24 protein-coding genes are annotated in these 24706 nt (G+C 71.1%); 8 read left to right on the top strand and 16 right to left on the bottom strand.

Features of this window, described 5'->3' with window-relative positions; all coding sequences use genetic code 11:
• Positions 1 to 21: 21 nt before the first annotated feature.
• From ACFWSK_RS10205 to ACFWSK_RS10185, 5 genes are all read right to left on the bottom strand, one after another.
• A complete protein-coding gene (locus ACFWSK_RS10205; RefSeq protein WP_383783428.1) occupies positions 22 to 681 on the bottom strand; it encodes a response regulator in 660 nt (219 codons plus the stop codon).
• The gene (locus ACFWSK_RS10200; RefSeq protein WP_383783427.1) at positions 678 to 1934 is read right to left on the bottom strand and encodes a sensor histidine kinase; all 1257 of its coding nucleotides are present in this window, start codon (positions 1932 to 1934) and stop codon (positions 678 to 680) included. The genes ACFWSK_RS10205 and ACFWSK_RS10200 overlap by 4 nt, the downstream gene beginning before the upstream one ends.
• Complete coding sequence (locus ACFWSK_RS10195) at positions 1931 to 2971, bottom strand: hypothetical protein (protein WP_383783426.1); 1041 nt, start codon at positions 2969 to 2971, stop codon at positions 1931 to 1933. The genes ACFWSK_RS10200 and ACFWSK_RS10195 overlap by 4 nt, the downstream gene beginning before the upstream one ends.
• A gap of 135 nt (positions 2972 to 3106) precedes the next feature.
• Positions 3107 to 3580 carry a GNAT family N-acetyltransferase gene (locus ACFWSK_RS10190; protein ID WP_383783425.1) on the bottom strand — a complete coding sequence of 158 codons (474 nt, stop codon included), beginning with the start codon at positions 3578 to 3580 and terminating at the stop codon, positions 3107 to 3109.
• Between the two features lie 3 nt (positions 3581 to 3583).
• Positions 3584 to 4354 (bottom strand): IclR family transcriptional regulator, encoded by a 771-nt coding sequence (locus ACFWSK_RS10185; protein WP_383783424.1) that lies wholly within the window; start codon positions 4352 to 4354, stop codon positions 3584 to 3586.
• Between the two features lie 158 nt (positions 4355 to 4512).
• Here ACFWSK_RS10185 and ACFWSK_RS10180 point away from each other — a divergent pair, with 158 nt between their 5' ends.
• The 5 genes from ACFWSK_RS10180 to ACFWSK_RS10160 all read left to right on the top strand — a co-directional run bounded on the left by ACFWSK_RS10180 (position 4513) and on the right by ACFWSK_RS10160 (position 8866).
• Complete coding sequence (locus ACFWSK_RS10180; RefSeq protein WP_383783423.1) at positions 4513 to 6033, top strand: aldehyde dehydrogenase (NADP(+)); 1521 nt, start codon at positions 4513 to 4515, stop codon at positions 6031 to 6033.
• A gap of 61 nt (positions 6034 to 6094) precedes the next feature.
• Positions 6095 to 6337 (top strand): hypothetical protein, encoded by a 243-nt coding sequence (locus ACFWSK_RS10175; protein ID WP_383783422.1) that lies wholly within the window; start codon positions 6095 to 6097, stop codon positions 6335 to 6337.
• Positions 6338 to 6417: 80 nt separating this feature from the next.
• Positions 6418 to 6921, top strand: coding sequence for a GNAT family N-acetyltransferase (locus tag ACFWSK_RS10170; protein ID WP_383783421.1), 504 nt, complete (start codon positions 6418 to 6420; stop codon positions 6919 to 6921).
• A 57-nt stretch (positions 6922 to 6978) separates the two neighbouring features.
• Positions 6979 to 7707 (top strand): DsbA family oxidoreductase, encoded by a 729-nt coding sequence (locus ACFWSK_RS10165; protein ID WP_383783420.1) that lies wholly within the window; start codon positions 6979 to 6981, stop codon positions 7705 to 7707.
• 97 nt (positions 7708 to 7804) lie between these two features.
• A complete protein-coding gene (locus ACFWSK_RS10160; protein ID WP_383783419.1) occupies positions 7805 to 8866 on the top strand; it encodes an aminotransferase class V-fold PLP-dependent enzyme in 1062 nt (353 codons plus the stop codon).
• A gap of 45 nt (positions 8867 to 8911) precedes the next feature.
• Here the strand turns inward: ACFWSK_RS10160 and ACFWSK_RS10155 are convergent, their stop codons facing one another.
• Positions 8912 to 9421: a MarR family winged helix-turn-helix transcriptional regulator gene (locus ACFWSK_RS10155; RefSeq protein WP_383783418.1), complete on the bottom strand. Its 510-nt coding sequence runs from the start codon at positions 9419 to 9421 to the stop codon at positions 8912 to 8914.
• A 168-nt stretch (positions 9422 to 9589) separates the two neighbouring features.
• Between ACFWSK_RS10155 and ACFWSK_RS10150 the strand changes: the two genes are divergently transcribed.
• Positions 9590 to 10657 (top strand): alkene reductase, encoded by a 1068-nt coding sequence (locus ACFWSK_RS10150; RefSeq protein WP_383783417.1) that lies wholly within the window; start codon positions 9590 to 9592, stop codon positions 10655 to 10657.
• Between the two features lie 27 nt (positions 10658 to 10684).
• Here ACFWSK_RS10150 and ACFWSK_RS10145 read toward each other — a convergent pair whose 3' ends face one another.
• Genes ACFWSK_RS10145 through ACFWSK_RS10130 form a run of 4 tightly spaced genes read right to left on the bottom strand, consistent with a single transcriptional unit; the run spans position 10685 to position 14957 of the window.
• A complete protein-coding gene (locus tag ACFWSK_RS10145; RefSeq protein WP_383783416.1) occupies positions 10685 to 11764 on the bottom strand; it encodes a LacI family DNA-binding transcriptional regulator in 1080 nt (359 codons plus the stop codon).
• Positions 11765 to 11806: 42 nt separating this feature from the next.
• Positions 11807 to 12721, bottom strand: a complete 915-nt coding sequence (locus ACFWSK_RS10140; protein ID WP_383783415.1) for a carbohydrate ABC transporter permease — start codon at positions 12719 to 12721, stop codon at positions 11807 to 11809.
• A complete protein-coding gene (locus ACFWSK_RS10135; RefSeq protein WP_383783414.1) occupies positions 12718 to 13644 on the bottom strand; it encodes a carbohydrate ABC transporter permease in 927 nt (308 codons plus the stop codon). Before ACFWSK_RS10135 ends, ACFWSK_RS10140 begins: the two co-directional genes overlap by 4 nt.
• Positions 13641 to 14957 (bottom strand): ABC transporter substrate-binding protein, encoded by a 1317-nt coding sequence (locus tag ACFWSK_RS10130; RefSeq protein WP_383783413.1) that lies wholly within the window; start codon positions 14955 to 14957, stop codon positions 13641 to 13643. Before ACFWSK_RS10130 ends, ACFWSK_RS10135 begins: the two co-directional genes overlap by 4 nt.
• A gap of 179 nt (positions 14958 to 15136) precedes the next feature.
• Between ACFWSK_RS10130 and ACFWSK_RS10125 the strand changes: the two genes are divergently transcribed.
• Together ACFWSK_RS10125 and ACFWSK_RS10120 are read left to right on the top strand one after the other, a co-directional pair.
• Positions 15137 to 17182 (top strand): beta-galactosidase, encoded by a 2046-nt coding sequence (locus ACFWSK_RS10125; RefSeq protein WP_383783412.1) that lies wholly within the window; start codon positions 15137 to 15139, stop codon positions 17180 to 17182.
• Between the two features lie 52 nt (positions 17183 to 17234).
• Positions 17235 to 18791, top strand: coding sequence for an arabinogalactan endo-beta-1,4-galactanase (locus ACFWSK_RS10120; protein ID WP_383783411.1), 1557 nt, complete (start codon positions 17235 to 17237; stop codon positions 18789 to 18791).
• A 12-nt stretch (positions 18792 to 18803) separates the two neighbouring features.
• Here the strand turns inward: ACFWSK_RS10120 and ACFWSK_RS10115 are convergent, their stop codons facing one another.
• The 6 genes from ACFWSK_RS10115 to ACFWSK_RS10090 form a co-directional block, all read right to left on the bottom strand.
• On the bottom strand, positions 18804 to 19814 hold the full coding sequence (locus tag ACFWSK_RS10115) for a VOC family protein (protein ID WP_383783410.1): 1011 nt from the start codon (positions 19812 to 19814) through the stop codon (positions 18804 to 18806).
• Between the two features lie 85 nt (positions 19815 to 19899).
• A complete protein-coding gene (thpD, locus tag ACFWSK_RS10110) occupies positions 19900 to 20793 on the bottom strand; it encodes an ectoine hydroxylase (RefSeq protein ID WP_383783409.1) in 894 nt (297 codons plus the stop codon).
• Positions 20794 to 20796: 3 nt separating this feature from the next.
• Positions 20797 to 21195, bottom strand: a complete 399-nt coding sequence (locus ACFWSK_RS10105) for an ectoine synthase (RefSeq protein WP_124267637.1) — start codon at positions 21193 to 21195, stop codon at positions 20797 to 20799.
• Between the two features lie 62 nt (positions 21196 to 21257).
• Positions 21258 to 22526 carry a diaminobutyrate--2-oxoglutarate transaminase gene (gene ectB / locus ACFWSK_RS10100; RefSeq protein ID WP_383783408.1) on the bottom strand — a complete coding sequence of 423 codons (1269 nt, stop codon included), beginning with the start codon at positions 22524 to 22526 and terminating at the stop codon, positions 21258 to 21260.
• Between the two features lie 107 nt (positions 22527 to 22633).
• Complete coding sequence (ectA, locus tag ACFWSK_RS10095; protein ID WP_383783546.1) at positions 22634 to 23098, bottom strand: diaminobutyrate acetyltransferase; 465 nt, start codon at positions 23096 to 23098, stop codon at positions 22634 to 22636.
• Between the two features lie 382 nt (positions 23099 to 23480).
• On the bottom strand, positions 23481 to 24587 hold the full coding sequence (locus ACFWSK_RS10090) for a pyridoxal-phosphate-dependent aminotransferase family protein (RefSeq protein ID WP_383783407.1): 1107 nt from the start codon (positions 24585 to 24587) through the stop codon (positions 23481 to 23483).
• Between the last annotated feature and the right edge of the window lie 119 nt (positions 24588 to 24706).

Here is a 24706-nt window from a genome sequence, read left to right as displayed (position 1 = left end):
CGCACCCGTCGAAACGGCAGGTCAGCCGGGGGTGATGAAACCCGATTCGTACGCCGCGATCACCGCCTGTGTACGGTCGCGGGCACCCGTCTTCGCGAGCACGGCCGCCACATGGGACTTGGCCGTCGCCGGCCCCACCCGCAGCCGTCCGGCGATCTCCGCGTTGGTCAGGCCGGCCGCCATCAGCCGCAGCACCTCCGCCTCCCGCTCGGTGAGCCGCGCCACCCAGGGCGGCGCCGCGGACACCTTCTGCCTGCCGTACCGGTCCGCCAGTCCACGGACCGCGGCGGGGAACAGCAGCGAATCACTGCGGGCGACCAGCCGCACCGCCTGGACCAGCTCCTCGGCAGCGGCCCGTTTCAGCAGAAAGCCCGCGGCTCCGGCGCGCAGCGCGTCGTACACATAGGAGTCGTTCTCGAAGGTGGTGACGACGACGATCCGCGGCGGCGGGTCGAGCGTGCCGAGGATCTGTTCGGTGGCCCGGATGCCGTCGATCTCCGGCATCCGCACGTCCATGAGCACCACATCGGGGCGTAGCCGGCGCACGACCGACACCGCCTCGGCGCCGGTGGCCGCCTCGCCGACGACCTCCAGACCGGCCTCGGCGTCCAGGATCACCCGCAGCGCCGTACGGACCATGCGTTCGTCGTCGGCGACCACGATCCGGATGGCCGTACTCATCGCCGCCCCTCTCCGGAGGCCGGCGGGCCCGTCAGCGGAAGCCGGGCGTTCAGCCGCCACACACCGCTCCCGGGCCCCGCGCAGGTACGGCCGCCGAGCAGCACGGCCCGTTCGGCGACACCGCGCAGCCCGCGCCCTCCGCCCGGCCTCACCACCGGGGGCCCTTCGGGCAGTGCGTTCTCCATCGTGATCTCCAGGTCCTCGTCGCGCACCGCGATGCGCAGCTCCACCGGCGCACCGGCGGCGCCGTGCCGCAGCGCGTTGCTCAGCCCCTCCTGCACGATCCGGTACGCCTCCCTCGAAACGGTCTCCGCGACCGCACCCGGATCGCCCCGCGCCACGTACGAGACGGGCACCCCGCAGTGCGCCAGCAGTCCGTCCAGCGCGTCGAGGCCGGGGCCTGCCGGACCCTGCGGACCGTCCTCGCCCTGCCGCAACAGGCCGAGCACGGAGTCGAGTTCACCGACCGTACGCCGGGTGGTCTCCTCGATCGCGGTCAGCGCCTCCCGTACGAACTCGGTATCGCTGTCCAGGACCCTGCGTGCCGCACCGGCCTGCAGGGTGACCGCGCTGAGCGCATGGCCGACGGAGTCGTGCAGTTCCCGGGCGAGCCGGTTGCGTACGGCCAGGTCGGCGGCCCGGCGCTCGGCCGCGGCCAGCCGGTCGTCGGGGGTGGGGCCCAGCAGCTCCGGTGCCCGGCGGGCGAGGAGCGCCGCGGCCGCCGCCGCACAGCCCGCCATCGCGAGCAGCAGCGCGATCCCGGCGACCGGAGCCAGGGCCGTGAACCAGGGGCCGTCCAGCGACTCGGGCAGCAGCAGCGCCCGGGAGTCGCGCCCCGTGGCGAGGAGAGGGGCGACCATGACGGCCACCGCGTACGGCGTCAGCGCCAGGGTCAGCCCGCTGATGATGCCGCCCAGCGCCAGATGCAGCGTGAACCAGCCCGCGGCCCGGACCCTCGCCTGCCGGGTCCTGGCCGGCCCGTCGGCGAACAGATCGGCGCGGACGTCGCACAGGGCGCGGGCCGCGGCCACCGACAGGGGCCGGACGAGCGGGAAGAGGCCGGTGACCGCGGCCATCGGCAGCGCGATCAGGAACGCGGCCAGCTGGGCGGCGGGGGAGGTGAAGACGTCGGCGCCGCCCCGGTACGAACCGACGATCACCGTGCCGACGAGGAAGTACGGCATGAGCAGGGCGCCGCCGATGATCAGGTGCAGCCAGCGCAGCCGGGCCCGCCGCCCGAACAGGAGGGTCACGGGCGCGGGCCGGACGGCTTCGCCGCCGCCGCCCGCTCCGCGAAGAAGTACGCACCCTGAGTGACCACCAGCGCCCCGACCAGCATCTGCACAGCGTAGAGCAGGACCATGCCGGTGGTGGGCTGGTCGGCTGTCTCCTGGGCCCCGGTCAGCGACGCGACGCTCATCCAGCCGCCCCAGCAGGCCAGGGCGCCCGAGCCGCCCCAGGCCAGGGCGAGCGGGACCCAGAGGGGGAGCCCGCCGCCGCGGCGGAAGGCGAGCAGCAGCACCCCGGCGACGGTCGCGGCGACGAACAGCACGTCGACCGCCTGGAGGGCGTAGAAGCCGCTGGTGCGTTCCTCGATCCGGGTCGGGTTGAGTGCGGCCGTGCTGCCGGCGGCCCACAGCAGGTGCATCGTGCCGGGCACCAGGGCGATCACGGTCGCCACCACGGCGCCGAGGCGCAGGACGGGCGTCGTGGGACCGTCCTGGAGGTCGCGCAGGGCGCCCTGCCAGAGATGACCCCAGCGGTCCCTGGCGTAGAGGACGAACAGGGTGCCGAGCGCGAGCCCCTGGACGATGAAGCCGGTGTAGACGACGCCGAAGACCCATTCGTCGAGGAAGGGGCGCCGGCCGGCGTTGGCGGTCGCCGGTGTCCCGCCGCCGAGGAGCCCGGCCAGGAGCTGTACCGGGAAGCCGGTCATGATCGGCAGGAGCAGACCGGTCGCGATCCACATCGGCAGGGCCATCAGCCAGGCGGGGAGGCGCCGTCCGCGGGCCTGGGTGAGGAGCAGGGCGATGACGACGACCGATCCGTCCATCAGGATGGTCGCGCCGTTGGCGACGATCATCGTGGTGCGGTGGTCGAGGAGCGGGCTGCCGTCCGGGATGCCCAGGTGACTGCCCGCGATCCAGGCCGCCTTGAGCGCCAGATACGGCACACAGGACGCGATCGCGATGTTCCTGAGCACGGTGCGGGCCCGGCCGGGGCCGGCGGGTGGTGCGACGGGTGGTGCGACGGGGGACTGGGGGCGGGGTTCGAGCGGTGTCTTCGGCATGACCCCCACGCTTCCGGCCCGCGCTCCCGGGCACGTCCTGCTGGGCGACGATCCGTCTCCGCCGCGCGGCGGAGACGGCCCTCGTCCCCGGAGACCGCCCTCGCCGGAGACCGCCCTCGCCTCCCGGGACGGGGCTCAGGCGTCCAGGGTCAGCAGCAGCTCTTCGGTCTCCTCGCCGCGCGCCTCGGCGAAGCCGCGGTCCCGCCCCGTCACGGCGAACCCGCACTTGCGCAGCACCCGGACCGAGCCGAGGTTGTCGGCGGCGGCCCGTGCGTGGAGCGGGCGCTCCGGTACGAGGTCGAGCAGCGCGCGCAGGGCGGCGGTCGCGAGACCGCGGCCCCAGTGGGCCCGGTCGATCCAGTACGTGACCTGCCGGTCGTCCGGGGGCCCGTACACCCCGGTGTTGCCCACCACGACTCCGTCGGCGAGGACGGTCCGCATGAGTATGTGCTCGGCCGCGCGGATACGGGCCCAGTGGGCGTCGAACGCGGCCCGGTCGGTGGGGTCCTTGCTGGTGAAGGCCGCGACCCGGTTGGCTTCCGGGTCGCTCATGCAAGCGAAGAAGAGAGGCAGGTCCCCGTCCCGCACCTCGCGCAGCGTCACGTCCACGGGTCAGAGCCTGCGGGTCGCGAGAGTGAGCCGGTCGCGGGCGTCGAAGAGCGAGTCCTTGACCATCTGCTCGTGTCCCGGGGTGAGCCGGGCCACCGGCACCGAGCAGCTGATCGCGTCCCGCGCCGGGGTCCGGTAGGGGATCGCGATGCCGAAGCAGCGCAGTCCGAGCGTGTTCTCCTCGCGGTCCACCGCGTAGCCCTGCTCGCGGATGACGTTCAGCTCCTCGATGAGCTTCTCGCGGTCGGTGATCGTGTGCTCGGTCAGCGCGGGCAGGGTCTCCGGGAGCAGCTTGCGGACCTGCTCGTCGCTGTGGGTGGCCAGCAGGGCCTTGCCGAGCGAGGTGGAGTGGGCGGGCAGCCGGCGGCCGACGCGGGTGAAGGGGCGCAGATAGTGCTGGGACTGCCGGGTGGCGAGATAGACGACGTTCGTCCCGTCGAGGCGGGCCAGGTGGATGGTCTCCGTGGTGTCGTCGGAGAGCCGGTCCAGGGTGGGCCGGGCGGCGGCGACGACCTCGTCGCCGTCGATGTAGGAGGTGCCGACGAGCAGGGCCCGTACGCCGATCCCGTACCGCGTGCCCGTTGCGTCGGTCTCCACCCAGCCGAGCTCCACCAGGGTGCGCAGCAGCATGTAGAGGCTGGACTTCGGGTAGCCGACGGCCTCCTGCACGGAGGCCAGTGCGTGCATACCGGGGCGCCCCGCGAAGTATTCGAGCAGCTCAACCGTCCGCACCGCGGATTTGACCTGCGCCCCACCAGACTCGGCAACCGACATGCCCTACGCCCCTTCCAACCTTCACGGCAAAACCCAGCGACTTCTTGCCAACACTGATCGCCCGGAAATAGAGTCCCCAATAAGTTCACGATCAGGAACGCTGTTCAGAATACCGAACAACTCCTGGTTGTGCGGTAGAGGAGCGGGAAGGAATCACGGTGGCAGCAGCACCAGTCTGGAGCGTCGACCCCCGAACCGGGAACCCGCGTGAGCAGGTTGCGGTGGAGGCTACAGCGGAGGAGGTCGACCGGGCGGTCCGGGCCGCCCACGCCGTACGCGGCTCGCTCGCCGACCGCACGGTGCGCGCCGCGTTCCTGCGTACCGCGGCCGATCTGCTCGTGGAGGCCGGGGAGCACGTCATCGAGGCCGCCGACGCCGAGACGGCACTCGGCCCGGCCCGGCTCACCGGTGAGCTCGCCCGCACGGCGGCTCAGCTGAGGGCGTTCGCCGAGGTGGTCGACGAGGGCACGTTCCTCGACATCCACATCGACCACGAGGACGCCGACCGGACTCCGCCCTGGCCGGACCTGCGCCGCTACAAGATCCCGCTCGGCGTCGTCGCCGTCTACGCGGCCAGCAACTTCCCGCTCGCCTTCTCCGTCCCCGGCGGCGACACGGCCAGCGCGCTCGCCGCGGGCTGCCCCGTCGTCGTCAAGGCGCACCCCGACCACCCCGCCACCTCCGAACTCTGCGCCTCCGTACTGCGCCGGGCCGCCGCGCGGAACGGCCTGCCCGAGGACGTGGTGAACCTGGTGCACGGCTTCGGGGCGGGCGTCGCGCTCGTCAAGCACCCCCTCGTCTCGGCGGCCGGCTTCACCGGCTCGATCCGGGGCGGTCGCGCCCTGTTCGACGCGGCGGCGGCCCGGCCCACCCCGATCCCGTTCCACGGCGAACTCGGCTCCCTGAACCCCGTGGTCGTCACCGAGGCCGCCGCCGCCGAGCGCGGCGAGCAGATCGGGGCCGGGCTCGCGGGCTCGATGACCATGGGCGCGGGACAGTTCTGCACGAAGCCCGGCTTCGTCCTCGTACCGGCGGGCGGGACGGGCGACCAGCTCCTGAAGTCCCTGACCGACGTGGTCAGCGACAGCCAGTCCGCGGTCATGCTCGACCAGCGCATGCGTGACGCCTTCGTTGCGGGCGTACGGGAGCGGGCCGAACTCCCGGACGTGACGGCCCCCGTCACCCCGGGCGCGGGCAGCGAGCACACCGTCTCCCCGGGCTTCCTGACCGTACCGGCGCAGCGGCTGGCCGAGGAGGGCCCGCACGACGCCCTGCTGGAGGAGTGCTTCGGCCCGGTCACCGTGGTCGCGCGCTACGAGACCGAGGACGAGATCACCGCGGTCCTCTCCCGCCTCCCGGGCAACCTCACCGCCACGCTCCAGACGGCCGGCGAGGAGACGGACGAAAGCGCGGCACGGCTCCTCGCCGCGCTCACCCCGCTGGCCGGCCGCGTCCTGGTCAACGGCTGGCCGACCGGTGTCGCCGTCGCCCCCGCCCAGCACCACGGCGGCCCGTACCCGGCGACCACCTCCACCTCCACCTCGGTCGGCGCGACGGCGATCGAACGCTGGCTGCGCCCGGTCACCTACCAGACGACCCCGGACGCCCTGCTGCCGCCGGAACTCCGCGAGTCCAACCCGCTGGGCCTGCCCCGCCGCGTGGACGGACACCGCGAATAGGTCCCGTACTCACACGAGCTGAGTAGCAGTCCCCACCCTCCGGCCCCGGCCGGAGGGTGGAATGGCTCCATGCCTCGAACAACCACCCCACAGCGTCGGCGGGCCGTATCGGGCCACACCCGACGCCCCGGCCCGCCGGACTGACGGACCGCAAGCTGCGCCGCTGACGACCGCGGCGTTCGGCGTCGCGGCGTCCGCCCGCCCCCGCGCACGGCTGCCCTTCGCCCAGGCGCGTGCCTGGGCTCTCTTCCTCCAGTACGTAACACTGCTCACCGGCGCGGGCATGATGCTCGGCTACACCTGAGCGGGGCACCAGCGGCGCACTTCCGTCCGGCCGCCACCTCGCGCGGCAACCGCCGGCCGGGCCCGCGCGTCCCCTTCACCATGATCCGTACCGCCATACCGGACGACCTCGACGCCGTCGTCCGGCTGCACACCGAGGCACGTGCCACCTATTACCGGGGCCACCTCCCGTCCGAGGAGTACGAGGGAGCGGCCGAGGTCGGCCGCAGCCGCGACGGCTGGGCGCGCGCCATCGGCCGTTCCGGCGCCACCGTGCTCTGTGCCGAACGCGCCGGGGTCCTGGCAGGCATCGCGGCCTATGCCGAGCGCGACGGTTCCATGTATCTGTCCCAGCTCCACGTCTCGCCCTCCCAGTGGCGTACGGGAGTGGGCACCGCCCTCCATACCGCGTGCACCGATGCCTGGCGCATGGCCGGAGTACGGACCGCCCGGTTGGAGGTGTTCGTGCACAACACCCGCGCCCAGGCGTTCTACGCCCGCCACGGCTGGACCCCTGACCCGGACGGCCCCCGCGCGGGCAGTCATCTGGCGTTCTGCTTCGACGTGGGGAATCAGCCGGAGCCGTTGAATGTTGAACGGGGATAGCGGAGGCTACCTCCGTCGTGCGTCCGTGGTGCCGAGATCCTGGAGAGAAGAAGAGTCATGCGCGTCGAGATCTGGAGCGACATCGCCTGCCCGTGGTGCTACATCGGGAAGGCCCGCTTCGAGAAGGGCCTGGCCGAGTTCGCGCACCGCGACGAGGTCGAGGTGGTGCACCGTTCCTTCGAGCTCGACCCGGGACGGGCCAAGGGCGACACCGCGCAGGTGATCGACATGCTGGCGCAGAAGTACGGGCGCACCCGCGAAGAGGCGCAGGGCATGGAGGCCAACGTCGCGGCCAACGCGCGGGGCGAGGGTCTGGGCTACCGCGGCGAGGGGCGCGACCACGGCAGCACCTTCGACATCCACCGGCTGCTCCACCTGGCCAAGGCACGCGGACGTCAGGACGAGCTGCTGAACCTCGCCTACCGGGCGAACTTCGCCGAGGAGCGCTCGGTCTTCGACGACGCCGTCCTCGTGGAACTCGGCGTCGAGGCGGGGCTCGACCGGGACGAGGTCCGTGCGGTGCTCGCGGACCCCTCCGCGTACGCGGACGACGTCCGGGCCGACGAGCGCGAGGCGGCCGAGCTGGGTGCCAACGGTGTCCCGTTCTTCGTGCTCGACCGGCGGTACGGGATCTCCGGCGGCCAGCCGTCAGAGGTGTTCCTCAAGGCTCTGGAGCAGGCGTGGAAGGACCGGCCAGTCACCGCCCTCACCGCGCTCGGCGAGGACGCCGCGGCCTGCGACGTGGACGGCTCCTGCGAGGTCCCGCAGCCCGGAGTTCCCGCCTGAGCGTCCCGCTCGACAGCCGTACACATAAGCAGTCCTTGGGTGCACCCCTTAACTCTTGGTAATTGACTATGAGTTGAGGGGCGCCCAGGCTGGACGTATGCAGACGATCACGCTCAGCCAAGCGGTCACCGCGGAGTTCGCTCAGGAGACCACCTACCTCAACACGTCCAGCTGCGGGCTGCTGCCCCGCCGTACCGTGGAGGCCGTCAAGGCCCTCGCCGACGAGAACGCCACGGGCACGCGGGCCGGGGCAGGCAGCTTCGACGCGGTGGACGCGGCGCGGGCCGGTTTCGCCGGGCTCGCCGGGGTCGGCCCCGACCGGGTCGCCGTCGGCGGTTCGGTCACCGTCCATGTCGGGCTGGTCGCGGCCTCCCTGAAGCCCGGGACCGAAGTCCTCGCTCCCGAGGGCGAGTTCAGCTCCGTCGTCAGTCCGTTCGCACTCCGAGGCGATCTGCGGATGCGGTACGTCCCGCTGGAGGCGCTGGCCGACGCGGTGGGACCGGAGACCGGGCTCGTGGCCTTCTCCTGCGTCCAGTCCGCCGACGGCCGGGTCGCCGACCTCGACGCCATCCGCGCGGCGGCAGCCGCGCACGGCGCACGGACCCTGCTCGACGCGTCCCAGTCCGCGGGCTGGTTCCCGCTGGACGCCGGAGCCTACGACTACACCGTCACCGGCGGCTTCAAGTTCCTGCTCTGCCCCCGGGGCGCGTCCTTCCTCACGGTGACCGAGGAGGCGCAGGCCACCCTGCCGCCGCTCTTCGCGGGCTGGGTCTCCGCCGAGGACCGGTGGAACAGCACGTACGGCCCTGTCCAGCGGCTCGCCTCCGCCGCACGCGCCTTCGACGAACCGCCCGCGTTCCTCGCGTACCACGGGGCCGAGCACTCCCTCGCGCTGCTGGCGGAGATCGGCACCGACGCCCTGTACGCCCACGCCACCGGACTCGCCGCCCGCTTCAGCGGCGGCCTCGCGGCGCTCGGCCACGAGCCGGTGCCCGGCACGTCGGCGATCGTCGCAGTGCCCGGACTCGGCGCGCGCACCCCGGAGTTGGCGAGGGCCGGGATCATGGTCTCGGACCGGGCCGGGAATCTGCGGGCGGCCTTCCACCTCTACAACACCGAAGCGGACGTGGACCGGGCGCTGGACGTCCTGGGCGGCTGAGGAGGAAGCGAGCGGGCTGGGGCCGCCTGATCCGCACGGCAGGCCCTAAGCCCTTTCGGGGCAGTTGGCGGTCTCCTGGCAGAGGTTCTCCTCGACCTTGCCCAGCAGCCGGGCCAGCTCCGCGCGCTCGGCGGGGTCCAGCCCCACGAGCGTGTGCTCCTCCAGGTTCGCCCACGCCTCCCGTACGTCCGTGAGCAGGCCGCAGCTGCCGTCCGTGGCCTCGACCAGGACCGCCCTGCGGTCGTCCGGGTCGGGACGGCGGCGGACGTGCCCCGTCTGCTCCAGGCGCTGGAGCATCTTCGTGACCGTCGACGGGTCGAGATCCATGGCCTTGATCAGGTCCGACTGACGCACGGCCCCGGAGTCCCACAGGTGCATCATCAGGTGCTCCTGGCCCGGGTAGAGGCCGAGCCCCTTGAGCAGCTTGCCCGCCGCGATCCGGTGCAGCCGTGCTACCCGCGAGAGGGCATGGCTGACCGGGCCGCCGCGGGCGGCCTCGGGCAGCAGGCCCTCCGTACAGGCGGGGTCTGCCGCGGCTGCGGAATCGGCCTTCATCGGGACTCCTCGGGGGTGGTGCCCGGGGTGGCGTCCGGCCGGACCGTGTGGTCCCGGGTCACTTACCGGAAACTTTACCTTGGTCGGCCAAGCATTGCGCTACAGTGGCGGCGGAGCGATTGATTGGCCGACCCAATATTGGTCGGCCACATATTCCTGGGAGCTTTTATGACCACCGTGTTCGACCCCATCGACCTCGCCGGTACGCAGCTCGCCAACCGCATCGCCATGGCGCCGATGACCCGCAGCCGGGCGGGCGAGGGTGGCACGGCCACCGATCTCGTCACCGAGTACTACACGCAGCGGGCCTCGGCCGGGCTCATCATCACCGAGGGCATCCAGCCCTCGCCCGTGGGCCAGGGCTACCCCTCCACCCCCGGCCTCCACAGCGCCGAGCAGATCGCGTCCTGGCGCAAGGTCACCGACTCCGTGCACGCGGCCGGCGGCCGGATCTTCGCCCAGCTCATGCACTCGGGCCGGATCGGCCACCCGGTGCTCCTGCCGGACGGTCTGGTGCCGGTGGGTCCCTCCCCGGTCGCCGCTCCCGGCCAGGTCTACACCCACGTGGGTCCGAAGGACTTCGTGGAGCCCCATGAGCTGACCGACGCGGAAGTCCGCGCCACGGTCGCGGACTTCGCCACCGCCGCACGCAACGCGGTCGAGGCCGGGTTCGACGGCGTCGAGCTGCACGGGGCCAACGGCTACCTGATCCACCAGTTCCTCGCGCCCAACACCAACCTGCGCGAGGACGCCTGGGGCGGCTCCGATGAGGCCCGCACCCGCTTCGCCGTCGAGGTGGTCAAGGCCGTCGTCGCCGAGATCGGCCCGGAGCGCACCGCGCTGCGCATCTCGCCCTCCAACCCGTACAACGGCATCGAGGAGCCCGCGCCGGACGCCGTCTACACCGCGCTGGTCCGCGAGATCGAGCCGCTCGGCCTCGCGTATCTGCACGTGCTGGAGGGTGTGGAGATCCGCGAACTGACGCTCGCGCTGCGCAAGCAGTTCACCGGCACCTTCGTCCTCAACGTGCTGACCGAGGGCCCCACGGGTCCCGAGGACCACACGGTGATCGACGACGGGATCGCGGACATCGTCTCCTACGGTGCGCTGTTCCTCGCCAACCCGGACCTGCCGGCCCGGCTCAAGGCCGGCGGCCCCTTCAACACCCCCGACGCCACCACCTTCTTCGGCGGAGACGCGAAGGGCTACACGGACTACGCGCCGCTGGACGCGTAACCCGTGCAGCCCCTGTGACACCAGGCGTCACGCCGATTCGCGCCGCACCAGTTCCGTGGGGAGTATCACCGCCGCCGGGTCCTCCCCACCGATCTGGGCCAGCAGCACCCGTACCATCTCGGCGCTGATCCGGTCCCAGGGCTGCCGGATCGTCGTCAGTGCCGGGCGGGAGGCGAGCGCGGCGGGGGAGTCGTCGAAGCCGCCGACGGCGACGTCCTCCGGCACCCGCCGCCCCGCCTTCTCCAGCGCCGCGAGCACCCCCTGGGCCATCAGGTCGGACGCCACGAACACCGCGTCCACGTCGGGCGCGCGCTCCAGGAGAAGGGAGGCGGCGGCCTGACCGCCCGCCCGGCTGTAGTCGCCCGGGACGATCAGCGCGTCGTCGGCCGGCAGTCCGCAGTCGGCGATCATCTCGCGGTAGCCCGCGAGCCGCTCCACCCCGCCCGGGGTGTCCAGGGGGCCGCTCACCGTACCGATGCGCCGGCGCCCCGACTCGTACAGGAACCGGACCATCTCGCGGGCGCCGTCGCGGTCGGCCGCCGCCACGTAGCTGACCTTCGAACGGTGCCCGAGCGGCTTCCCGCAGGCCACCAGCGGCACCCCCGCCTCGTGCAACCGGGCGGAGACCGGGTCCCCGGAGTGGCTGGAGACCAGCAGGACGCCGTCCACGTGACCGGCGATGTACCGCATGTTCCTGCGGCGCTCCGCCTCCGTGCCCGCGATCATCAGGATCAGCGGAATGTCGTGCGCGGCCAGCGCGGTGGTGCAGCCGCGCAGCAGCACATTGAAATTCGGGTCCTCGAAGAACCGCTCCTGGGGCTCGGTCAGCAGGAACGCCACCGAGTCGGACCGGCCGGTGATCAGCGAGCGCGCGTGCCGGTTCACGGTGTACCCGGTCTTGCGGATGGCGGCGTTGACCGCCTCCAGCGCGCCGGGGCTGACGTTGTGGCCGCCGTTGAGCACCCGCGAGACCGTGCCGCGGGAGAGACCGGCCTCGCGCGCCACGTCATGGATCGTCGGCGGCCTGCGGCGTCCCGTACCGGACTGTCCGTACTGCCCGTACGGTGCGGAGTTGCTGGAGCGACCGGGCTGTTCTGAGCGGCTCATGGTGCATGATCTTTCATCAAATGAAGCCCTGGTGAGGAGCTGTCAGGACTTTACGGCGCCGGAGAGCAGATCGAGACTCCAGAAGCGCTGGATGACCAGGAACAGCGCGATCAGCGGAATGATCGCCAGCAACGCGCCCGTGATCACCAGCGTATACAGGGCCGGGGTGCTCGATCCCTGCTGGAGCAGCGTGAAGAGCCCCAGTGTCACCGGGAACTTCTCGTCGTCGCCGAGCATGATGTAGGGCAGCAGGAAGTTGTTCCAGACCGCGACGAACTGGAACAGGAAGACGGTCACCAGCCCCGGGAGCATCATCGGCAGCGCGATGGTCCGGAAGATCCGCCACTCGCTGCCGCCGTCCACGCGCCCGGCCTCGATCACATCGGCAGGCACTGCGGCGCTCGCGTAGATGCGGGCCAGGTAGACGCCGTACGGGGAGAGGATCACCGGCAGCAGGACCGAGAGGTACGAGTCGGTCATGTCGGCCTTCGCCAGCAGCAGGTACTGCGGCACGGCGAGGATCACCGGAGGCATCAGCACCCCGGCCATCAGGACGTTGAAGATGCTCTCGCGCCCCCGGAAGCGGTACACGGCCAGGGCGTAGCCCGTGATCGCGGACACGGCCGTGGACAGCAGGGCGCCGGCACCGGCGTAGAAGGCCGAGTTGGCCATCCACTTCCAGTACACGCCGTCGCGGTACGCCGACAGATCGGCGACGTTGTCGGCGAAGCCGCTGCCCGGCAGGAAGGTGAAGGTGGAGAAGAGCTCGCTGCCGGACTTGGTCGAGGCGACGAGAATCCAGGCGACGGGCAGCAGGCAGTAGGCGGCTCCGATCAGCAGTACGGCGGTGGGGACGAGGGCCGGGCGGCGGCGGACCGGCGGGCCCTGGGGCGTACCGGGGGTGGTTCCGGCGGCGGGCGCCGCCTTGCGGATGCGCGGGGTGGCCAGGTCACTCATCGGGAATCTCCCTGCTTCGTACGGGAGTTGGCTGCGCGGAGGAAGCCGAAGGACAGGGCCAGGGTGGCGACGGCGATGATGACCGCCTGCGCCGCTGCCGCGTAGATGTCGTTGTTGACGAAGGCGTCCTGATAGACCTTCATCAGCGGACTCCACGTGGTGGAGAGCGAGTTGGTCAGCGGCTTCAGGGTCGTCGGTTCGCTGAACACCTGGAGCGTGGCGATGATCGAGAAGAAGAACGTCAGCACCAGCGAGGGCGCCACCATCGGGATCTTGATCCGGAGCGCGATCTGCAACTGCGAGCAGCCGTCGAGCCGCGCCGCCTCGAACACCTCGACCGGGATCGCCCGCAGCGAGGTGTAGATGACGATCATGTTGAAGCCGGTGCCGCCCCAGACCGCGATGTTGGCCAGGGCGAGATACAGCGGCCCGCCGTCGAGCAGATCGGGCTGTGGCAGTCCCGCCCTGTCCAGCAGGTAGTAGAAGGGGCTGACGTCCGGCAGATACAGGAAGCCCCACATCAGCGCGGCGACGACACCCGGAATCGCGTACGGGAGGAAGATCGCCAGCCGGGTGAAACCGCGCAGCCGGACCCGGTCGGTGTCCAGGAGCAGCGCGAACAGCAGGGCGAGGCCGAGCATCACGGGGACGACGATCACGCCGTACCCGAGGATGCGCAGCGCTCCGTTCAGCAGCTCGGAGTCGGTGAGCGCGTCGCTGTAGTTGGCGAGGCCCGCCCAGATCTCGGTGCGGGCGCCCTTGCCCAGACCGAGGCCGGAGACCGCGGTCCTGCGGAAGCTGAGGTAGAGCGCGTACCCGATGGGCAGGGCGAAGAAGAGCAGGAAGAGCAGGGTGGCGGGGACCAGGAACGCGTACGGGGCGCTCTTGACCCCGTACGACGTCCTGCGGCGTGCGCGTGTCACTCGGAGACTCCGAAGCCCTGCTTCTTGAGGTCGGCGACGGTGGCGTCCTGCATGGCGGTGAGGGCGGCCCCGAAGTCGGACTTGTTCTTGGCGGCCTGCGCGAAGTTGTCCTTGAAGGCGGTGTACGCGACGTTCACGTTGGGGCCCCAGGCAGCCGGGGCGGTGCCCTCGGCGATCTCGGCGGCCGTGGCGTAGAAGTCCGGCTGGTTGGGGAAGAAGGCGGGGGCCTGGGCGAGCGGGCCGCCGGTCTGCGCGGCCGTGGCGGCCGGGTAGACACCGCCTTCCTTCACCAGGGCGGTGAGCGCGGTGGTGTCCGTGTTCAGCCACTTCGCGAAGGTCGCGGCGGCTTCCTTGTGCCTGGAGTCGTTGGTGACCGCGGTGGAGGAGCCGCCCCAGCTGCCCGTGGCCTTCTCTCCGGCGTTCCACTGGGGGAGCGGGGCCATGGCCCACTTGCCCTTGGTGTCGGGGGCCGCCGTGGTCAGGGTGCCGGGCGCCCAGACCGCGCTGACCCAGGCGACCTGCTTGCCGGTGTTGAGCGCCTTGTTCCAGGCCGGGGTGTACATCGGCTGGTTGTCGATGGCGCCCTCCTTGACCAGGCCGCCCCAGAAGTCGGCGACCTTCTGCGTGGCCGGGTCGTCGATCGCGACCTTCCACTTGTCGTCGCCGGTGGTCCACCACTGGGCGCCGGCCTGCTGGGCCAGACCGGCGAAGAGGCCGGAGTCGTTGGACGAGAACGTGGTGAGGTCCTTGTCCGGCGCCTTCTTCTTCAGCGCGCGGGCGGTCTCGGTGAACTCGTCCCAGGTGGTCGGGACGGTCAGGCCGTACTGCTTGAACAGGTCCTGGCGGTAGTAGAACATCAGCGGGCCCGAGTCCTGCGGCAGCGCGTACAGGGCGTCCGAGCCCAGCGTCGCCTGCTGCCAGACGCCCTCGGCGAACTTGTCCTCGGCGTCACCGGCCTCCTTGGATATGTCGGCCAGCACATCGTTGGAGACCAGCGTGGGGAGCGCCTGGTACTCGGCCTGGACCAGGTCGGGGGCCTTGTGCGCCTTGGCCGCCGTGATGATCTTGGTGACCAGGTCGTCGCCCGATGCCTGCTTCTTCACCGTGACCTTGATGCCGGCCTTCTTGCCCTCGCCCGCGTTCCAGATGTCCGCGACCTTGTCCAGGCCGGGCGCCCACGCCCAGTAGGTGAGCTCGACCGGCCCGGAGGCGGCCGGGGTGCCGCTGTCCTCGTCCGACGAGCCGCAGCCCGAGAGCAGAGCGGTGGCGGCGAGCACGGTGGCCGTGGACGCCGCGGCGATGCGGTACTTCATGGATTTCTCCCCTGACGAGAAAGCGGGCTGCAGCGACGACGTGCGCTGTGAGCGTTCACAGTAGAGAAACGAAACTGACACTTGTCAATGGTTGTTGCTGTGCGGTTATGTTGGCTCAACGCCACCGAGAGTGTGTGTGCACGTTCCCAGAAGTTGTACCAAGAGCTCAGGAGACACCCATGCCGTACCCCGCCGGCGCGAGCGCCCCGCTCGGCCTGCACAAGCTGGCCTTCGGCGGTGACTACAACCCCGAGCAGTGGCCCGAGGAGGTCTGGCACGAGGACGTGCGCCTCATGCGGGAAGCCGGCGTGACGATGGTCAGCGTCGGGATCTTCTCCTGGGCCCTCCTGGAGCCCGAGCCGGGCGTCCACGACTTCGGCTGGCTCGACCGGCTCCTGGACCTGCTCCACGCCAACGGCATCCGCGCCGACCTCGGCACCCCCACCGTCGTCCCGCCCGCCTGGTTCTACCGCGCCCACCCCGACGCGCTGCCCGTCAGCCGCGACGGCGTGCGCTACGCCTTCGGATCACGCGGGGCGATCTGCCACAGCTCGCCCGCCTACCGGGCGGCCGCGGCGGACATCACCGAGCAGCTCGCCCGCCGGTACGCGGACCACCCGGCCCTCGCGATGTGGCACGTCCACAACGAGTACGGCGTCCCGGTCAGCGCCTGCTACTGCGACCAGTGCGCCGCCCACTTCCGCCGCTGGCTCGCCGGACGGCACGGCTCCGTCGAGGCCGTCAACGAAGCCTGGGGCACCGCCTTCTGGGGACAGCGCTACCGCGACTTCGACGAGATCGACCCGCCCCGCACCACCCCGACGGTCGGCAACCCGGCCCAGCAGCTGGACTACGCCCGCTTCGCCGACGCCACCATGCGCGAGAACTTCTGCGCCGAGCGGGACATCATCCACCGGCTAGCCCCCGGCGCCCCCGTCACCACCAACTTCATGACCGCGCTCAGCCAGTGCGACTCCGTCGACTACTGGGCCTGGGGCCGCGAGGTCGACCTCGTCAGCAACGACCACTACCTGATCACCGACGGCCGCCGCACCCACGTGAACCTCGCCATGGCCGCCGACCTCACCCGCTCGGTGGCGGGCGGCGCCCCCTGGCTGCTGCTGGAGCACTCCACGAGCGGCGTCAACTGGCAGCCCCGCAACCCCGCCAAGCGCCCCGGCGAAATGGCCCGCAACAGCCTCGCGCACGTCGCCCGAGGCTCCGAGGGCGCGATGTTCTTCCAGTGGCGCCAGTCCCGCCGCGGCGCGGAGAAGTTCCACTCGGCGATGATCCCGCACGCCGGCACGGACTCCCGGATCTGGCGCGAGGTCACCTCGCTCGGTGCCGGCCTCGGCCTGCTGGAGGGCATCCGCGGCACCCGGACCGTCGCCGACGTGGCGATGCTGTGGGACTGGCAGTCCTGGTGGGCGCAGTCCCTGGAGTGGCGCCCCAGCGAGGAGCACGACGCCCGCGAGCGCGCCGACGCGTTCTACGCCTCGCTCTACGACCGGCACCTGACCGTCGACTTCGCCCACCCCGAGGCCGACCTCTCCGCCTACCCGCTGATCGTCGTCCCGGCGCTCTACCTCGCCACCGAGGAGACCGGCCGCAACCTGAGCCGTTACGTCGAGGGCGGCGGCACCCTCGTCGTCTCGTACTTCTCGGGCATCGTCGACACCGACGACGCCGTGCACCCCGGCCCCTACCCGGGCGTCCTGCGGGACGTACTGGGCCTCCACATCGAGGAGTTCGCGCCGCTCGGCGTGGGCGGCACGGTGCGGCTCATCACCCCCGAGGGCGCGCCCGAGGGACCCGACCTGACCGGTGACCTCTGGTCGGACGTCGTGATCCCGCGCGGCGCCGAGACCGTCTGGTCGTACGCCGACGGCATCCCGGCGGGCCGCCCCGCCGTCACCCGCCACCGCCTGGGCGAGGGCACCGCCTGGTACGTCTCCACCCGGCTCTCCGGCTCCGGCCTGGACGCCGTGCTCGACCGGGCCTGCGAGGACGCCGGGATCGCCCCCCGCACCGCCCTTCCGTACGACGTCGAGGTCGTACGCCGCACCGGCGAGAGCGGCACGTACCTCTTCGTGATCAACCACACCGAGGGCGACACCGAAGTGCCGCTGGACGCCCCCGGCACCGAACTCCTCACCGGAGAGCCCGCCAAGGACCACCTCGCCGTTCCGGCGGGCGCGGTCCGTGTCGTACGGCTCGACGTCTGAGGTCCACCCCGCACATCCCCCGCACCGCACAACTGTCGAAGGGACATCGACGATGTACGGAACGTCGCACGGAAAGATCAGAGCCGCGGCAGCGGCAGCCCTCGGAGGGCTGCTGTTCGCCGCACTCCCCGCCCAGACCGCCCACGCGGCCACCACCCCCGCCAACCCCGGCTTCGAGTCCGGCGCCACCGGCTGGTCCACCTACTCGGCGGGCGGCCAGAACACCGCCTCCTTCACCGAGGCGGGCGGACACAGCGGCTCCGCCCGGCTCAGCCACTGGTCCTCGTCGGCCTACAAGGTGGAGACCTACCAGCACCTCTCCGGCCTCACCGACGGCACGTACACCCTGAGCGCCTGGGTCCGTTCCAGCGGCGGGCAGAACGCGGCGTACCTCGCCCTGCGCAACTGCGGCAGCGCCGAGCAGCGCACCGACCTGCCGCCGACCGCCAACGGCGCCTGGATACGTCTGGTCACCTCGGTCAAGGTGACCGGCGGTGCCTGCACCCTCAGCCTCAACTCCGACGCGCACGCGGGGGAGTGGGCCAACTTCGACGACATCACCTTCACGCCGGGGGCCACCGGGCTCGCCGTGAAGGGCGGTGACCTCTCCACCCTCCCGAAGAACGAGGCGTACGGCGCGACGTACCGCAACGCGAGCGGTGCGACCGGCGACGCCATGAGCATCCTGAAGAACTCCGGGATGAACTACGTACGCCTCAAGGTGTGGGTGAATCCCGCCGACGGCTACAACGACAAGGCCCACGTCCTGGCCATGGCCAAGCGCGCCAAGGCGCTCGGCATGAAGGTGCTCGTCGACTTCCACTACTCCGACGCCTGGGCCGACCCGGGCAAGCAGATCAAGCCCGCCGCCTGGGCCGGTCACAGCTACACCCAGCTCAGGACGGACGTCTACAACCACACGTACGACGTGCTGAACGCCCTCAAGGCCCAGGGCACCACCGCCGACATGGTGCAGATCGGCAACGAGACCAACGCCGGGATGCTCTGGCCGGAGGGCTCCACCGACAACTGGTCCCAGCTGGCCGGGCTGCTCACCTCCGGGGCCAACGCGGCGAAGGCCGTCTCCTCGGGTACGAAGGTGGCCCTGCACCTGGCAAAGGGCGGCGACAACGCGGGCACCCGCTGGTGGTTCGACAACGCGGTGTCGCGCGGCGTGCCGTTCGACGTCATCGCGCTCTCGTACTACGGGTACTGGCACGGCTCGCTGGCCGAGCTCCAGACGAACCTGGACGACGCCGCCGCACGGTACGGGAAGCCCGTCCTGGTCGCGGAGACCGCCTACGCCCACACCCTCGCCGATGACGACGGCCTGGAGAACAACGTGGCCACCGCCGACCAGCTCGTCACCGGCTACCCTGCGACCCCCGCCGGCCAGGCCGCCAACCTCCGGGACGTCATGAACGTCGTCGAGGCCGTACCGAACGGCCGGGGCATGGGCGCCGTCTACTGGGAGCCCTCCTGGACCGCCGTCACCGGCAGCGGCTGGGACCCGGCCGACCCGTCATCCGGCAACGCGTGGGAGAACCAGGCGGTGTTCGACTACAACGGGAAGGTGCTGCCGGCGGCGAGCTGGTTCTCGCACCGCTAGGGTCTGCCGGAATCAGCCGAGCGGTGCGCCCTGCCACCGCCACGACGTCACACGCTCACGCCCCGGCAGTCCGGCGCGGCCGGTGGACCAGAGCAGGACGGTCCACCGGTCCTCGTCGGCCGGGGCGTCGGGGAAGAGCCGGGCCAGCACCCGGTCGCACAGGGCGGCGGGCGGCGACCAGGTGATGCCCAGACCCTCGGCCACGTCATGGGTGTGCACCAGCGTCTCCACGATGCCCATCGCGGCGAAGCCCTCCGGGTCGGAGACGCCGTACGAGTGGTAGGAGCGGACGGCGGGAGAAGCCGTCCGCACCATCGCCGACAGCAGCGCGCCGCTCGCCTCCAGCGTCTGGAGCAGCCCGGCGGTCCCCGCCTCCGGGTCCGCGAAAACCGCGTTCCAGGGGCCGCCCTCGCGCTCCGGGGCCCACCGGTAGGGAACCTCGCTCTCCACCGGGGGCGTGCGCGGACCGAGCTGGACGGCGTACGCGAAGAGGTCGTCGCTCAGATGCTCCACGGTCTCCCAGCAGTCCCAGTCCAACGACCCCGCCGGGACACGCCAGTTGTCCGTCGCGGACTCCCCGAGCGCGTCGACCGCGAGACGCACCGCCGCGGTCACGTCGTCCGCGGTGACCGGCAGCCGGCTCCCGGTCAGCCGGGCCCGTTCGGCGGCACCGCACTCCACACAGAACTCGTTGCCCTCCGGGTCGGCCAGGGTCGCCCAGCCGCGCCCGTTCGGCTTGCGGTGATCGCCGGCCATCGTGGCGCCGAGCGCCAGAAGCCGCTCCACCTCCTCGTCCCGCGTGCGGTCGTCGGGCTGGATGTCGAGGTGGAGACGGTTCTTGGTGCTCTTCGGCTCGGGCACGGAGATGAACAGCAGGGCGGCGCCGGGGGCCTCGACCAGTGCCTCGGGGTCACCGGGCGCATCCTCGTCGGACACCTGGGTGCCCAGCACCTCGGCCCAGAAGGTTGCCAGCTCGTAGGCGTCGGCACAGTCGATGGTGATGTGGCGCACATGAGAACTCATGGGCGCCACTGTCGCGTTCCGGAGTGGCCCCGGTCCACCCCGTTCGGGCGGGGGCACCCGCCCCCGCCCGAACCGTGCCGGTATGTCACTTCACCGGAGTGAAGTCCCGCGCCCCGATGAACTCCGGGCGGCGGATCGGGGCCGCGAAGGGCTCCTGTGCCGCGTTCTCCACGCTGTTGAAGACGATGAAGACGTTGCTGCGAGGGAACGGGGTGATGTTGTCCCCCGAGCCGTGCATGCAGTTGCAGTCGAACCAGGTCGCCGAACCGGCCGCGCCCGTGAACAGCTTGATGCCGTGCCGGTCGGCCATCTTCGTCAGCGCCTCGTCGGACGGGGTGCCCGCGTCCTGCATCTGGAGGGACTTCTTGTAGTTGTCCCGCGGCGTCTCGCCCGCGCAGCCGAGGAACGTCTTGTGCGAACCGGGCATGATCATCAGCCCGCCGTTGGTGTCGTGGTTCTCGGTCAGCGCGATCGAGACGGACACGGTCCGCATGTTCGGCAGGCCGTCCTCGGCGTGCCAGGTCTCGAAGTCCGAGTGCCAGTAGAAGCCCGAAGCCCCGAAGCCCGGCTTGACGTTGATCCGCGACTGGTGGACGTACACGTCCGAGCCGAGGATCTGGCGGGCCCGGCCCACCACCCGCTCGTCGCTGACGAGGCGGGCGAAGACCTCGCTGATCCGGTGGACCTCGAAGACGGAACGCACCTTCTGCGACGTCGGCTCGACGATGGAACGCTCGTCGGCCCTGATCGCCGGATCGGCGATCAGCCGGTTCAGCTCGGCGTGGTAGACGGCGACCTCGTCCGGCGTGATCAGCTGGTCGACGGTGAGGAATCCGTCCCGCTCGAACCCCTGGAGGTCCTTGACGGCGACCGGCCCGGGTGCGCCGGGCGCGGACCAGATGACCGGGTCCTGGCGGGGAGTGGTCATCTCGGCGGCGCCGCGCGACGGGTACAGGTCTGCGCGTACATCAGTGGTCATGGTTCAGCCCTCCTCGGTCAGCAGCGGATAGACACCGTTCTCGTCGTGGTCCTCCCGTCCGGTGACGGGAGGGTTGAAGACACAGACGCAGCGGAAGTCGGTCTTGGGACGCAGCGTGTGGTGCTCGTGCCCGTCCAGCAGGTACATCGTGCCGGGGGAGATCCAGTGCGTCTCGCCGGTCTCGTCGTTGGTGAGCTCGGCCTCGCCCTCGGTGCACAGCACGGCCTCGATGTGGTTCGCGTACCACATCGACGTTTCCGTGCCGGCGTACAGCACGGTCTCGTGGAGCGAGAAGCCCACCTTCTCCTTGGCGAGCACGATGCGCTTGCTCTCCCAGGTGCCGGAGGCGGCCTTCACATGCCGGTCGGTGTTCTCGATGTCACTGAACGATCGGACGATCACGGTGGGTTGATGCCTTTCTCTCTGCGTGGTGCTTCTTCGGGCCCGGCCCGGGTCTCCCCGGGTCAGGCGGTCTCGCGGACGCAGCGGGCCAGTGTGCGCAGGCCCTCGTCCAGCTCGTCGGGGGTGATGGTCAGCGACGGCAGCAGCTTCACCACCTCGCTCTGCGGACCCGAGGTCTCCAGGAGCAGACCCAGCTCGAAGGCGCGGGCGCAGACCGCGGCGGCGCGCGCGGGGTCGGGGAACTCCAGGCCCCAGACCAGGCCGCGGCCACGGAACTGCCCGCCCGCAGCGGGGTTCTCGTCGCAGATCGCCAGCAGCGCCTGCTCGACCTGCTCGCCGCGGGCCAGGGTCTGCTTCTCCATCTGGCCGTCCGCCCAGTAGGCGTCGAGCGCGGCGGCGGCGGTGACGAAGGCCGGGTTGTTGCCGCGGAAGGTGCCGTTGTGCTCGCCCGGCTCCCAGATGTCCAGCTCCGGCTTGAACAGGCAGAGGGACATCGGCATCCCGTAACCGCTGATCGACTTGGACAGCGTCACGATGTCCGGCGTGATCCCGGCCTCCTCGAAGGAGAAGAAGCCGCCGGTCCGGCCGCAGCCCATCTGGATGTCGTCGACGATGAGCAGCATGTCCTGGCGGTGGCACAGGCTCTGGAGCGCGCGCAGCCACTCGGCGCGGGCCACGTTGATGCCGCCCTCGCCCTGGACGGTCTCCACGATCACGGCGGCGGGCTTGTTGAGCCCGGAGCCCTGGTCCTCCAGGAGCCGCTCGAACCAGAGGAAGTCCGGCACCTGGCCGTCGAAGTAGTTGTCGAACGGCATCGGCGTGCCGTGGACCAGGGGGATACCGGCGCCGGCCCGCTTGAACGCGTTGCCGGTGACGGCGAGCGAACCGAGCGACATGCCGTGGAAGGCGTTGGTGAACGAGACGACGGACTCGCGGCCCTTGACCTTACGGGCCAGCTTCAGCGCCGACTCGACGGCGTTGGTGCCGGTCGGGCCGGGGAACATGACCTTGTACGGCAGGTCGCGCGGGCGCAGGATCACGTTCTGGAAGGTCTCCAGGAAGGCGCGCTTGGCCGTGGTGGCCATGTCCAGGCCGTGCGTGATGCCGTCGCGCTCGATGTAGTCGATCAGCGCGCGTTTCAGCACCGGGTTGTTGTGGCCGTAGTTGAGTGAACCGGCACCGGCGAAGAAGTCGAGGTACGAGTGGCCGTCCTCGTCCGTCAGCCGGGCGCCCTGCGCACGGTCGAAGACCGCCGGCCAGCCGCGGCAGTAGCTCCGTACTTCCGATTCCAGGGTCTCGAAGACACTCAGGGCGGGGCGGGTGATGGTCACAGCGGATCTCCTGCGTGAGAGGGGGGTGGTGTGACGGGCTGCGCTCGGCGGGGCACAGGTGGTGCGCTCGTGCGGGAGCCCGGGAGCCCGGGGGCGTGGGGGCGCGCTCAGGCGTGGAACGGGCCGATGCGGTACAGCACTTCCGGCAGATGCGTTTCCTCGGGGAACAGCTCGCCGTCGAAGAGCACCTCGCGCTCCAGGCCCACGTCGTGGCGGAGCGCGTAGGAGGTGAACAGCCGGTCGGACGCGGTGTTGTCCGGGGTGATGGTGGTCTCGACCGAGACCAGTCCCTGGTCGGCGGTGACCCGGGTGGTCAGCGCGTCCAGCAGGGTGGCGGCCAGCCCCTTCCCGCGGTGCGCCTCGTCGACGGCCACCTGCCAGACGACGAGCGTCTGCGGGCGGTCGGGGCGGATGTATCCCGTCACGAAGGCGATGGCGTCGCCGTTCTCGTCGCGGGCGACCACGGAGGTCGCCGCGAAGTCACGGCACCACAGCAGGTAGCTGTACGAGGAGTTGAGGTCCAGGACCTCGGAATCGCGGGCGATGCGCCAGATCGCGGCTCCGTCCTCCACTCGCGGGGTGTCGATCCTGAGGAATTCGCTTCGGGCACGTGCAAAATCTGCTGGTGCGGCGGTCATGCGAATTGAATTTACCCAGCAAAAATCGAAATTGCATCGTGGAGAGGGGTTGGGTGAGCGGAGCTCTTGTGTTATCACGCGGGCGCGTACCTTCGCGCGAATCGGTGGCAATTTCTCACCTTTTGACCGGAATTTATCCGGCATAACGCCTGTCGTGTGGAGTCGGTCACAGGCTTGTAACTCTCGGGAGACGTGCCCGAATCACGAAGATCGCTCTTGTTGAATCTTTAGCGTTTAGGGTGAGGGGAAGCGGGCAGAAGAATGCGGGGAGCTACTCTCGATAAAATAGCTCCCCGCATTCATGAATTGTTTTTGTTTATGCGTTCGGCCAGGTTTCCGATACGGCCCTGCGGGCAGCCTCGACATCGACCTGCCGGCCCTGGCCGGCCAGCGCCGAACCCAGAGCCGCGAGCGAGGACAGCACCGCGCCCCGCGTCGCATCCACACCGTAGTGATTGACCCGGATCATCTCCTTGGACAGCGCCCCGCCCCCCGCGATCAGCGGCAGCGACGGGTCGGCCGAGAGCGCCCGCGCCACCAGCGAGGCGGCGTCGACGCCCGCCGGGGCTCGCAGCGTCGTGGCGACCGGCGCCGCGTCCCGGGCGTCCTCGACATACGGCACCAGGCCCCCGCCGAGCGCCAGGGCGCCCGCCCGGGTCGCCGCCGCCGCCGAGGCGTGGCGGGCCATCACCGCGTCAAGGCCCTCGTTCTCGATCCGCTCCACACAGGCTTCCAGCGCCAGCATCTCCAGTTGCGCGGGCGCGTGCAGCAGCGTGGTGCGGCCACCGTCGATCCAGCGCTCCTTCCAGTCCAGGAGCGAGAGGTAGGACCGGCGCGGAGCCCGCGGGTTGGCGGCGATGCGTTCCCAGGCGCGCTCGCTCACCGACACCGCCGACACCCCGGCGGGGCCACCCATCGCCTTCTGCGCGCCGATCACACAGAGGTCGACGCCCCAGGCGTCGGGCAGCAGCGGTTCGGCGCCCACCGAGGCGACGGCGTCCAGCATGAACAGCGCGCCGTGCGCCCGGACCACCTCGCCGATCCCGGCGACCGGGTTGGTGTTGCCTGTCGCGGCCTCGGCGTGGACCAGCGAGACGAAGTCGGTCTCCGGGTGCTCGGTCAGCGCCCGTGCGACCTGGTCCGCCGTCACCGCCGTGTGGAACGGCACGGCGAGATCGACGACTTCGGCCCCGCAGTCCCGCAGCCAGTTCCCGAAGGTCTGTCCGTAAGGCCCCGTGACGATGTTCAGCGCGGTCGAACCGGGCCGGGCGCCGCCCCGGATGCAGCCCTCGAGGGGCAGCAGCGCCTCGCCCTGCATGATCACGACGTCCGCCTGCGTGGCGAGGAGGCCGGCCACCCGCCGCTCGACGGCCGCGAAATGCGCGGCGGTGAGCGGGGCGAGGTCGAGGAAGGGGTGCGTCACGGTGGTGCTCTCTTCGGATCGGTCAGTGGTTCGGTGGGGGGGGGGGCGGCCCCGCCCCAACAAGGCGGTGTGGGTGGGTACGAGGGGGCCGTAAATTGGCGCCAAGATTGGGTAACGAA

The organism is Streptomyces sp. NPDC058620 (assembly GCF_042717135.1).
Lineage (GTDB): Bacteria > Actinomycetota > Actinomycetes > Streptomycetales > Streptomycetaceae > Streptomyces.
The sequence above is the reverse complement of the archived record's forward strand: the minus strand, read 5'-3'. Positions and strand labels throughout refer to the sequence as shown.

Bases quoted from the DNA above. Each gene is read 5' to 3' on its own strand.
- ACFWSK_RS10205 (WP_383783428.1), bottom strand. From the start codon at position 681: ATGAGTACGGCCATCCGGATCGTGGTCGCCGACGACGAACGCATGGTC.
- ACFWSK_RS10195 (WP_383783426.1), bottom strand. From the start codon at position 2,971: ATGCCGAAGACACCGCTCGAACCCCGCCCCCAGTCCCCCGTCGCACCA.
- ACFWSK_RS10185 (WP_383783424.1), bottom strand. From the start codon at position 4,354: ATGTCGGTTGCCGAGTCTGGTGGGGCGCAGGTCAAATCCGCGGTGCGG.
- ACFWSK_RS10175 (WP_383783422.1), top strand. From the start codon at position 6,095: ATGGCTCCATGCCTCGAACAACCACCCCACAGCGTCGGCGGGCCGTAT.
- ACFWSK_RS10170 (WP_383783421.1), top strand. From the start codon at position 6,418: ATGATCCGTACCGCCATACCGGACGACCTCGACGCCGTCGTCCGGCTG.
- ACFWSK_RS10165 (WP_383783420.1), top strand. From the start codon at position 6,979: ATGCGCGTCGAGATCTGGAGCGACATCGCCTGCCCGTGGTGCTACATC.
- ACFWSK_RS10160 (WP_383783419.1), top strand. From the start codon at position 7,805: ATGCAGACGATCACGCTCAGCCAAGCGGTCACCGCGGAGTTCGCTCAG.
- ACFWSK_RS10155 (WP_383783418.1), bottom strand. From the start codon at position 9,421: ATGAAGGCCGATTCCGCAGCCGCGGCAGACCCCGCCTGTACGGAGGGC.
- ACFWSK_RS10150 (WP_383783417.1), top strand. From the start codon at position 9,590: ATGACCACCGTGTTCGACCCCATCGACCTCGCCGGTACGCAGCTCGCC.
- ACFWSK_RS10145 (WP_383783416.1), bottom strand. From the start codon at position 11,764: ATGAGCCGCTCAGAACAGCCCGGTCGCTCCAGCAACTCCGCACCGTAC.
- ACFWSK_RS10140 (WP_383783415.1), bottom strand. From the start codon at position 12,721: ATGAGTGACCTGGCCACCCCGCGCATCCGCAAGGCGGCGCCCGCCGCC.
- ACFWSK_RS10130 (WP_383783413.1), bottom strand. From the start codon at position 14,957: ATGAAGTACCGCATCGCCGCGGCGTCCACGGCCACCGTGCTCGCCGCC.
- ACFWSK_RS10125 (WP_383783412.1), top strand. From the start codon at position 15,137: ATGCCGTACCCCGCCGGCGCGAGCGCCCCGCTCGGCCTGCACAAGCTG.
- ACFWSK_RS10120 (WP_383783411.1), top strand. From the start codon at position 17,235: ATGTACGGAACGTCGCACGGAAAGATCAGAGCCGCGGCAGCGGCAGCC.
- ACFWSK_RS10115 (WP_383783410.1), bottom strand. From the start codon at position 19,814: ATGAGTTCTCATGTGCGCCACATCACCATCGACTGTGCCGACGCCTAC.
- thpD (WP_383783409.1), bottom strand. From the start codon at position 20,793: ATGACCACTGATGTACGCGCAGACCTGTACCCGTCGCGCGGCGCCGCC.